Annotated in this window: 9 protein-coding genes; 7 read left to right on the top strand and 2 right to left on the bottom strand. The window is 68.4% G+C overall.

Annotated elements, in window-relative coordinates:
* From VNO22_09790 to VNO22_09815, 6 genes are all read left to right on the top strand, one after another.
* Nucleotides 1-1233, top strand: a 1233-nt coding sequence (locus tag VNO22_09790; GenBank protein HXG61657.1) for a cell division protein FtsA, incomplete at its 5' end; no start/stop codon positions are given.
* Between the two features lie 55 nt (nt 1234-1288).
* Entirely contained in the window at nt 1289-2740 is a 1452-nt protein-coding gene (gene cobA, locus VNO22_09795; GenBank protein ID HXG61658.1) for a uroporphyrinogen-III C-methyltransferase, read from the top strand.
* Entirely contained in the window at nt 2737-3684 is a 948-nt protein-coding gene (gene hemB, locus VNO22_09800; GenBank protein HXG61659.1) for a porphobilinogen synthase, read from the top strand. The genes cobA and hemB overlap by 4 nt, the downstream gene beginning before the upstream one ends.
* Nucleotides 3672-4184: an SMC-Scp complex subunit ScpB gene (gene scpB / locus VNO22_09805; protein ID HXG61660.1), complete on the top strand. Its 513-nt coding sequence runs from the start codon at nt 3672-3674 to the stop codon at nt 4182-4184. Before hemB ends, scpB begins: the two co-directional genes overlap by 13 nt.
* Nucleotides 4181-5965 (top strand): hypothetical protein, encoded by a 1785-nt coding sequence (locus tag VNO22_09810; protein HXG61661.1) that lies wholly within the window; start codon nt 4181-4183, stop codon nt 5963-5965. The genes scpB and VNO22_09810 overlap by 4 nt, the downstream gene beginning before the upstream one ends.
* A 127-nt stretch (nt 5966-6092) precedes the next feature.
* Nucleotides 6093-7220 carry an SH3 domain-containing protein gene (locus VNO22_09815; GenBank protein HXG61662.1) on the top strand — a complete coding sequence of 376 codons (1128 nt, stop codon included), beginning with the start codon at nt 6093-6095 and terminating at the stop codon, nt 7218-7220.
* A 69-nt stretch (nt 7221-7289) separates the two neighbouring features.
* On the opposite strand, the gene VNO22_09820 is transcribed toward VNO22_09815, so the two are convergent.
* Complete coding sequence (locus VNO22_09820; protein ID HXG61663.1) at nt 7290-7955, bottom strand: hypothetical protein; 666 nt, start codon at nt 7953-7955, stop codon at nt 7290-7292.
* A gap of 123 nt (nt 7956-8078) precedes the next feature.
* Entirely contained in the window at nt 8079-8945 is an 867-nt protein-coding gene (locus VNO22_09825; protein ID HXG61664.1) for a patatin-like phospholipase family protein, read from the bottom strand.
* A 190-nt stretch (nt 8946-9135) separates the two neighbouring features.
* On the opposite strand from VNO22_09825, the gene VNO22_09830 reads away from it, so the two are divergent.
* Nucleotides 9136-9887 (top strand): hypothetical protein (locus VNO22_09830; protein ID HXG61665.1); only part of this gene is annotated, 752 nt, incomplete at its 3' end.

The following is a 9887-nucleotide window of genomic DNA, read 5'->3' on the forward strand; positions in this document are numbered from 1 at the left end:
CCCGCCGCCCCTCTGGCGGATCTGGCCGAAGCCCGCCGCGAAGTGGCCCGCTTGAAGGCCCGTCTCCTCGAAGTCGAGCGGGCCGCCGCCCCCGAGGCGCCCCCTCCGGCGCCTGTCGAGGAGGCGCCCCCGGCGCCGGCGCCCGCCCCGGAGCCACCGCCGGCGGCCGCCGTGCCGGCGGCCCGGCGGCTGCATGTGGAGTCCGCCCGGTCGCTTCTGGCCTCAGGGGACCTCAAGCACGGCAAGGGACTCGACATCGGAACCGTGAACCTGGTCGCCGCGGAGCAGAACGACCAGGGGGAGGTCGTCCTGCGGCTGCGCCGCAACGCCTTCATCGACGTCGAGATTACTCCCTACACGAAGAACATGCTGACCCAGCTCAAGGTTCCCTACGTGGTCCAGGGAAAGCGCATGTACGTCCTGGGCGATGAGGCGTTCGAGCTGGCGAACGTCCTCAACCGCAACACGCGCCGGCCCATGAAGGACGGCCTCATCTCCCCCAAGGAGCAGGACGCCCTGCCGGTCATGAAGCTTCTCATCGGTTCGATCCTCGGGGAGCCCCGCGTTCCGAACGAGGTCTGCTTCTACTCGGTTCCCGGGGATCCCGTGGACATGGACCTTTCGGTGGCTTATCACCGCGACCTTTTCGACGCGGTGCTCAAGGCGTTGGGATACAAGCCCAGCCATATCATCGAGGGGCACGCCGTCGTCTTCGCCGAGCTGGCCGACGAGGACTTCACCGGCATCGGCATCTCCTGCGGCGGCGGCATGTTCAACATCTGCGTCGCGTACAAGTCCATGCCCGCGCTGACCTTCTCGACGGCCCGTTCGGGCGACTGGGTGGATTTCAACGTCGCCCAGGCGCTCGGCATCACCCCCGTCAAGGCCGCCCTCCTCAAGGAGAAGGGAGTCGATCTCATGAGCCCGAGAACCCGCGAGGAGGACGCGATCGCGATCTACTACCGGAACCTCATCAAGTACAACCTGACCAACATCGCCGAGCGGTTCCGGGCCGCCGAGAACATGCCGAGCTTCCCGGATCCGATCTCGATCGTCTTCTCGGGCGGAACGGCCATGGCGGGGAACTTCATCGAGCTCGTCAAGGCCGTCTTCAAGGAGCTCGACTTCCCGATCCCCGTCAAGGACATCCGGCTGGCCCGGGATCCGCTTCACGCCACGGCCAAGGGAGCCCTGGCGGCCGCCATGCTCGAGATGGCCGGCCAGCCCGCATGACCCGGCGCCCGGAAGCGACGTTGCCCGAAGAACTCCGATCCGCTATAGTGAGGCCGTGTCCCGGCCGAACAAGAAGGGAACCGTCTATCTCGTGGGCGCCGGCCCCGGAGATCTCGGCCTGATCACCGTACGGGGCCGCGAGCTCCTGGGGAAAGCCGACGTCGTCGTCTACGATCACCTCGTCAATCCCCGGCTCCTGGACTTCGCTCCCCGCGCGAGGCGCGTGTATGCCGGCAAACGGTCCGACAGCCACACGCTCGAACAGCCGGAGATCAACCGGCTCCTCGTGCGGGAAGCCCGCGCGGGGCGCACGGTCGTGCGCCTGAAGGGCGGGGATCCGTACATCTTCGGCAGGGGCGCCGAGGAGGCGGAGGCCCTCGCGCGCGCGCGGATTCCGTTCGAAATCGTCCCCGGCGTCACCGCCGCGATCGGCGCCTCGACCTACGCCGGGATCCCCCTGACCCACCGCGAACGCGCGTCGCAGGTCACCTTCGTGACGGGCGTGACGCGGAAGGGGGAGCTGGACGCGGCGGATCTTCCGCGGCGCGGCACCCTCGTCGTCTACATGGGACACCGGACGCTCGGCCGGCTGGCCCGCAAGCTCATCCGTCTCGGATGGGATCCCGCCACGCCCGCGGCCACGGTCTCCTGGGCCACCACGCCCCGGCAACGCACGGTGCGCGGGACCCTGGCGACGATCGCCGAACGCGCCGCGGACCTCGCGGCCCCTTCGGTCACGTTTATCGGCCGCGTGGTGGATCTCATGCCCCGCCTGCGATGGTTCGAAAACAAGCCTCTTTTCGGCAGGCGCGTGGTCGTCACGCGGGCCCGGGAGCAGTCGCACGAACTGGCGCATGAGCTCGAGGCCCTCGGGGCCGAGGTGGTCTCCTTTTCCACGATCCGCATCCGGCCGGTGCGCGTGCCTCCCATCCGGCTGCGCGGGCGGGGATTCACCCACCTCGCCTTCACGAGCCGCACGGCGGTCGACCTCTTCTTCAGGAACCTCGCGGGGGACGCCCGGGAACTCGCGGGACTCGTGGTCTGCGCCGTGGGGGACCAGACGGCCCGGGCGTTGCGGGAACGCGGCATCCGGCCCGACGTCGTCGCCGCGGAATTCACCAGCCGCGCGCTCGCGCGCGAGCTGGCGCGCCGCGGGGTGCGCGGCGCCCACGTCTTCCACCCCGGCGCCGACAAGATGAACCCCGATTTCGAGCGCCTTCTCGAGAAGAGCGGCGCCCGCGTCACCAACCTCGTGCTCTACCGGATCGACAAAGTCGCCCCCGACAACGTGAGCGCCGTGGAGGGAGCCGACTGGATCACCTTCGCCAGCGCCCAGACCGTGCGCAACTTCATGGCCGCGGTGGACGGCCGCCCCGTCCGGGCCCGCGTCGCCTGCATCGGCCCGGTGACGGCCCGCGAGGCGCGGCGGTTCGGCCTCAAGGTCCGCGCCGTTCCGCGACGGTTCACCTTCCAGGCGCTCCTCGAGGAAATCGTGAAAAGATCATGAAAACGTTCCTTCGAAACCTCCGGAAGTCCCCCGGCCTGAGGCGCCTGGTGCGGGAGACCGAGCTTCTGCCCGAAGACCTCGTCATGCCGTACTTCGTGCGGGCGGGGAAGGCCGTCCGCGCCCCCATCCCTTCCATGCCCGGACAGTATCAGCTCTCGATCGACGAACTCCTGCGCGACGCGCGAGCGCTCGTCCGCGCCGGAGTCGGAAGCGTGATCCTCTTCGGCATCCCCCCGCGCAAGGATTCCCGGGGGTCGGGCGCGTGGGCCCGGGGCGGCATCGTCCAGCAGGCGGTCCGCGCGCTCAAGGATGCGATCCCCGATCTCGTCGTCATCACGGACGTGTGCCTCTGCGAATACACCGACCACGGCCATTGCGGGGTGCTCCGGGACGGCGACGTGGACAACGACGCGACGCTGCCGCTTCTGGCGCGCATCGCGGCGTCCCAGGTCGAGGCGGGCGCGGACGTCGTGGCCCCGAGCGGCATGATGGACGGAGCGGTCGCCGCGATCCGCCGCGCGCTTCCGCGGACGCCCATTCTCGCGTACGCCGCCAAGTACGCCAGCGCGTTCTACGGCCCCTTCCGCCAGGCGGCCGAAAGCGCTCCCCGGTTCGGCGACCGCGCCGGCTACCAGATGGATCCGGCCAACGCGGAGGAGGCCCTTCGGGAGATCGACCTTGATATTCGCGAGGGGGCCGATATAATTATGGTGAAGCCTGCGCTCGCGTACCTCGACGTTCTCCGGCGGGCGAAGGAAAAATTCGGCTGGCCGACGGCCGCGTATAACGTGAGCGGCGAATACGCGATGATCCGGGCCGCCGGGGAGAGAGGGTGGATCGACGAGAAAAAGGTCGTTCTCGAGGTTCTCACCTCCATCAAGCGATCCGGAGCTGACTTTATCCTGACTTATTTTGCGAGAGAGGCGGCGGAGTGGATAGCCTGAAGGCGGCGCTCGAGGCGGTCCTCTTCACCTGTGACGAACCCCTGTCGCTCCATCGCCTGAAGGAAATTGTGCCCGACTCGGGGCCCGAGGAGATCAAGCAGGCCCTCGGCGAACTCCGCCGCGAATACGAGGAGTCCGGCCGGGCCTTCGCGCTGGAGGAAATCGCCGGAGGGTACCAGCTGTTGACCCGGCCCCAGTACGCCGATATAATCGCGAAACTCAAGAAATCCAAAGCGGATCGGAAGCTTTCCGCGGCGGCGCTCGAAACCCTGGCCATCATCGCGTACAAGCAGCCGATCAAGCGCGTGGATGTCGAGGCGATCCGCGGGGCCGCGTCCGGGGAACTGATTCGCGCCCTCATGGAGCGCCATCTCGTCAAAATCGTGGGACGCGACGAAGTGCCCGGAGCGCCTGTTCTGTACGGGACGACGAAGGAGTTCCTCGATACGTTCGGCCTGAAGTCGATCGAGGACCTGCCGAGGCCGGAAGAGGTCAAATGAACTTCGGGAAGTTCGTGGAGAAGTCCTCGCGGGGACTTTTCCTCTTCATCGCCATTATGATGATCCTGCCTCTCGTCCTCTGGGGATACATGAACCCCACCCCGGCCGACGAGGCCCTCAAGGGAACGGCGGGCGTCATCTTCGGCGAAATCAAGGTTCCCCGCGCGCACTTCGAGGAACACCGGCGCAAGGCCCACCCCTCCTGGTGGTGGGGCAAGATCGAACGGGAACCCTGGGTTCTTTTCCAGATGATGCGCGGCCAGCGCGTTCAGGGGCCCACCGCCGAGGAGATCCGCCAGCAGGCGTGGCGCAACATCATCCTCCTCCACGACGCGGCCGCCAAGGGGATTTCCGCCACCGATCTCGAAGTGGCCCGCAAGATCCGCGACGTCTACACGCGGGTAACGTTCGGCCGCCAGGCCTTCGACATGAGAATTCTGGAACGCATCGCCCGGGACATCTTCGGCGCCCCGATGCCGGTTTTCGAGGCCTGGGCCCGCGACCAGGTGGTCATCGACAAGCTTCTCGACCTCGTCGCCGAGGCGTCGTTCGCCAAGCATGAGGAGGCGTTCGCCGACGCGCTCCAGAGCCGGCGCCTGGTCAAGCTCTGGTACGCCGCCTTCGATCCCCAGGACTTCGCGCGCGACCTCAAGCCGGTCACGGCGGATGAAGTCGCGCGTTATTACGAGCAGAACAAGGACAAGTTTCGCGTTCCGGAGAAGGCCAACGTCTCCTACCTCATGATCGAACTCGAATCCCTCCAAAAGAAGGCGCCCGAGCCGACCGAGGAGGAGCTCCGCAAGTACTACGATGAGAACCGGCGGGAGTTCCAGGCCCCCCATGAGCATGCCCCGGGAGAAGAGCATCGGGACGACGAGGCTCCCAGGTTCCGACCCTTCGAGGAAGTGCGCTCCGAGATCGCCGAACGCGTCCGGCGCCGCTGGGCCGAAAGGGAGGCCTCGCGCCTCATGGACCAGGTTAACGTCGACCTGGGAGCCGACGCCGCCGCCAACGGAGGGAAGTTCTCCGACGACGTCTTCGAGAAGCTCAAGGAGAAGTACAAGGCGCAGGGCGTCGATCTCGTCCACGACGTCACTCCTTCGTTCGACCGCCGCTCGGTGGACGATGTGGAGAAGACCGTCGGCCAGAACAGCGGTTTGGCGCTCTGGGCGTTCGATCGCAAGAATCGGGAAGGGGACATTTCCCAGAAGGTAACGACGACGAAAGGTGTGGTCCTCTTCCGGCTTCTTAAGCGCAAAGATGCCTACGATCCCGGCCTGACCGAGCAGGTTCGGGACCGGATCGTCAAGGCGCTGCAGCGGGAGCAGATCCGCAAGCGCACCCAGCAGGTGGCCGCCAACGTCGTCCAGGAGATCAATACCCGCGGTTTCGCCGCCGGCCGCCGCCGTCATCCCGCCGACTGGCGGCCCACGCGCTATTTCAATCCCGAAGAGGGAGATCCCGGCGTGGGCGACGCCGCCCTGGGCGGCATGCTCCGCCGGCAGGCCGCGGGCCTGGCGCCCGGAAAGGCGGCCGTCGTCCCCGGAACCGCCCTGGCCGGCTCGCGCGAGAAGGAAAACTGGTCCTACGTGGTGTATCTCGAAGACGTCGTTGAGGTGGTTCCCGACGATCTGGAGCGGGAGTTCCGGGAATCCCTGGAGCGGCTGACGCGCGAACGGCGGGAGCGCCGCCGCGAAGACTACGCGGCGACTCTCGTCCGGGCGGCCGAGGTTCAGGAGGACCCGGGGCTTAAGAAGACGGAGCGGCCCCCCGCGCCCTAGCGCGCCGGCCGCAAAGCGAGGAGAGAGGGAGCATGGGACGATCGTCCCGCCGTTGTGATTCTTCCCGGAAGCGCGTATTTTCGTCCTTCGTTTTTCAACCGTTTATTTTCTAGGAGAGGGGGCAGCGATGAAGAGGTGGTGGCTCGGTGCGGTCCTGGCGGCCGTCTCCGCCAGCGCGTCGGCTCAGGAAAAGTCGGGCGAGCAGAAGGTGGCGTTCGAGAAGCGCGCCTTCCCGTTCGAGGCGGAGGTTTCCGCGGAACGGCTCAACGTTCGGCTCTTTCCCAAGGCGGACCAGACGAGTGTGATCGTCTCGGTCCTCTCGCTCGGGGAAAAGGTCACCGTGGTCGGCGAACGGGAGGATTTTTTTCAGATTCTCCCCGTCCGCGGGTGCACCGCGTGGATCTTCGGGCGCAACGTGCAGCGCGAGGGAGATAAGGGCGTCGTGACCGCCGACGACGTGCCCGTCCGGATGGACAGCCGCGTCAACGCCGATGTGCTCTGCACCCTGAAACAGGGCGACGCCGTCAAGATCCTTTCCGAGCACATGGGCTGGTACAAGATCGAAGCGCCGGCGTCGGTGAAGTACTACGTGGGCAAAAAGTACGTGCGGCCGGGCAAGGAGCTGCCCGCGCCGGTGGCCGCCGCGGTCGCCGACGAAGCGGCCCCGCGCAAGGGCCCCCAGCCCCGGGCGGCCGGCGGGGACGCCGAGGCCCGCGAGAAGCTGGCGCAGGCCGACCAGCTCCTCGAAGAGCAGCGCCGGCTCGTGGACGCGCAGAAGCTCGATGACGTCGATTTCGGCGGGGTCGTCGCCGCCTATGAGGGGGCTCTCGCGGCGGCTCAGACGCCGGCCCTGCGCGCGGAGGCCGAGCGGGGCCTGAAGCGGTACAAGGAGCTTCACCTCATCTGGATGACGCACCGCGCCCGCAAGGCCGAAGAAGAGCTGCGCCTGGCGCGCGAGCGCGAGAAGCTCGCCCAGAAGCCGGAAGAACCGCCGGCGCGGACGTTCGCCCTGTCGGGCTACGTGGATACCTGCGGCCTGCTGTGGAAGCGCCCCGGCTCCCACAAGCTCGTTATGGGCGGCAAGATCGTGGGTTTCCTGCGCGTCAAGGACGGCGACGATAAGATGATCGCCCGCCTGAACGACCTCTACCAGAAGTACGTCGGCGTCAACGGGGTCGTCATCAAGAACCCCGAAGGCTGGGACGGCTACTCGGTCGTCGTCGTGGACGAAATCGTCCCGCTTACGCAGGACTGATCCGTTCCGTCTCCCGCGATTTCCGCGCCGGCCCCGGCCCGATCGACGGGTCGGGGCCGGCGTTTTTTCCTACGCCCTTCGCGCGAGGGCCGCAGCCAGGCGCGCCGCAAGCACCGACCCGGCGAAGAAGGCGCACGCCCCCATGACCAGGACGGCGACTTCGGTGAGCGTGCGCGGCGTCGGTCCGATCAGGGCCAGAAAGGCCAGCACCGCCCCGACCGCCCCACAGGCCAGATGCAGACCCGCCGCGGTTCCGGCGACGCGCCGCGGCGTCCCCACCTCCTCACGGGCTTCCTCTCCGAGGCGGCCGAGGCGCCCCAGGCCGATGCCGCCGCAAAGAAACGCCAGCGCGAGCGCCAGCGCCCCCAGCGCATTCAGGGTCAGCACGTTCCCCGCCAGCAGGGCGATAACCGCCAGCGCCACGCCGACCGCGCCCAGGAAGCTCTCCGCCGAGAACCAGCCGCGAACGTCCGCCGCTCCGGGAATCCGGGCGATCCGCGCCAGGTAGGCGCCGCCACCCAGGAGGATCGCTGCGCCCAGGGCCACGATCGCGGCCGAGTCCACGGTCGCCGGCGCCGCCCCCGACAGACCGATGATCGACAGGAGGACCGCTCCGAGCCCCGTCAGGGCCACGACCGCCGATCCGCCTGCGATGGCTTTCGGGCCGACCGGCGCGGCGCGCACCCCCGCCTCGGCCTCCGACCGTCTGAGAAACTCCGTCTTCGGACCTGCCATGGCCGTTCTCCCGCAAGCGGAAGCCGCCGGGAAGCCATCCCCGCCGTCCGGACGGGGAGCGGCACAGCCGCCGTGGTTCGCTTCCCGCGGCCCCAAGGGGTGATCCCCGGGCGGGAAAGCGCGTTATGCCGGCCGGGGACTGGGATCCCCGGCGGGGAGAAGCGCCCGCGTGGCGGGATGGCCGCGCAACGCGGCTTCCGCCGCCTCCTCGCCGGCGCGGATCACCTCCCGCGTGTGGTCGAACTCGAACATCCCGTGGTCGGCCACGCGGGGCTGAATCAGAACGATCGGTTCGCGCTCGAAGTAACGAAGGTTGTGACGCGCCAGCGTCCGGGAGAGGATCGACTGGGACTGCTGAAGGATCGCCGCGATCCCCTTCTTTTCAACGCCGGAAGAGGCCGCCTCCCGCGGTTCGAGATACACGGCCAGGATAAGATCCGCCCTGTTGTACACGGCGACCTTCACCGGCAACGTGTCCACCAGGCTTCCATCCACGAAATAGTGCTGATTGATCCGCTTGGGAGGGAAGATTCCTGGAATGGCGCAGGAGGCGACGACACAGTCATGGATGGGGACCTCCCGGTACCCGGGCATTCCCCAGATCACCTCGCGGGCGCTCTCCAGCTCCACGGAGGTCACGTACAGGGGGCGGGGAAGGCGGTCGAACCGGTCCACCGGCAGCGTGCGACGGATGAAATCGTGCAGCGCCTTGCCGCGGTATAGGCTTCGGGCGCGTCCCCGGTGAATGAGCAACCCCAGCCAGTTGTAGTCCAGGATGTCCTGCCGGCGCAGCGAAAGCGCCACGTTTTCGATCTCGCCTGCGCTCATGCCGCCCGCGGCCAGCGCTCCGATATAGGCCCCGACGCTCGTTCCCACGTACTCGTCCGGCATCAGGCCGTAGCGCTCCAGCACCTTGAGGACTCCGATGTGGGCCAGCCCCTTGGTGCCCCCGCCGCCCAGGACGACCGAAACCTTCTTGCCCTGCATCATGCCGCCTGTCGATAGGACTCCCCGCCGGCGGAATCCGTAACGCCGTTCCCTCGATTTCCCCGGCGCATATTTTATAAACGGCCGTCGGAAACGCCGGTTCGCGGGATTCCGCGCCGGGGCTCCGCTCCGGACGTTATACTTTTCACAGGACAAGGCAAGCTCCGCGAGGCGCGGGCGGGCGGGGACCGGGATGGGTCAGGAAATCGTCTACTGCTTCAAATGCCAGACCCGCCTTGTCGGCTCCGACTTCGAAAAGGGCCGTGCCTTTCGCACGGGCGCCCGGATCGCCTGCGCCTCCTGTGCCCGCGAGATCCTGACCCCGGAGGAAATCGAACGCGCCCGCAGCCGCGCGGCGCCCCCTCGACCCGCCCCCGAATACCGGTCCCCCGGATCCACCTCGCGCCTGCGCATCCTTCCCGGCGAATCGCCCCGCCCCCGGCGCCGGACCGCGGTCGCCTGGGCCGGACTCGGCGGCGCCGCCGCCGTGGCGTTTCTGGCCGTCCTCGCCCTGCGGACCGGCGCCCCGCCAGGGGAGTCTCGGCCGCCCGTCACCGCTCCGCCGGAAGCACCTCCCGCTCCCGCCCCGCGCCCTGAGACGCCTCCACCGCCGGCTCGAGTCGTTGCGGACATCCCACGGGAACTCGCGGAGCTCGACAGCCAAGTTCAGGCGTTTCGCGCCCGCCGGGAATTCGGATTCGCGCTCGATCTCCTCGAGGCCGCGCGGAACCGCCACCCGGACGCCGCTTGGGAAGGGGCCCTGGACCGCCGCATGGCCGCCCTCCGCGAGGAGCTGCGCCGGGAAGCGGCTCTCCTCGTCGAACGGGCCCGCGCGGCCCGCCGGGCCGGAAATGAAGCCGAGGTCGCCCGCCTCCGCGGGCAGCTCCAGGCGCTCGGAGACGCGGAGGCGCTCCGCGAGCTGGACGCCTCCGCGCCCGCCCCCGC

Source organism: Planctomycetota bacterium (genome assembly GCA_035574235.1).
In the GTDB taxonomy this organism is placed as follows: domain Bacteria; phylum Planctomycetota; class MHYJ01; order MHYJ01; family JACPRB01; genus DATLZA01.

What these genes read in the sequence shown, in the direction of transcription:
- hemB (HXG61659.1), top strand. Translation starts at nt 2,737, where the DNA reads ATGAAAACGTTCCTTCGAAACCTCCGGAAGTCCCCCGGCCTGAGGCGC.
- VNO22_09820 (HXG61663.1), bottom strand. Translation starts at nt 7,955, where the DNA reads ATGGCAGGTCCGAAGACGGAGTTTCTCAGACGGTCGGAGGCCGAGGCG.
- VNO22_09815 (HXG61662.1), top strand. Translation starts at nt 6,093, where the DNA reads ATGAAGAGGTGGTGGCTCGGTGCGGTCCTGGCGGCCGTCTCCGCCAGC.
- VNO22_09825 (HXG61664.1), bottom strand. Translation starts at nt 8,945, where the DNA reads ATGATGCAGGGCAAGAAGGTTTCGGTCGTCCTGGGCGGCGGGGGCACC.
- VNO22_09810 (HXG61661.1), top strand. Translation starts at nt 4,181, where the DNA reads ATGAACTTCGGGAAGTTCGTGGAGAAGTCCTCGCGGGGACTTTTCCTC.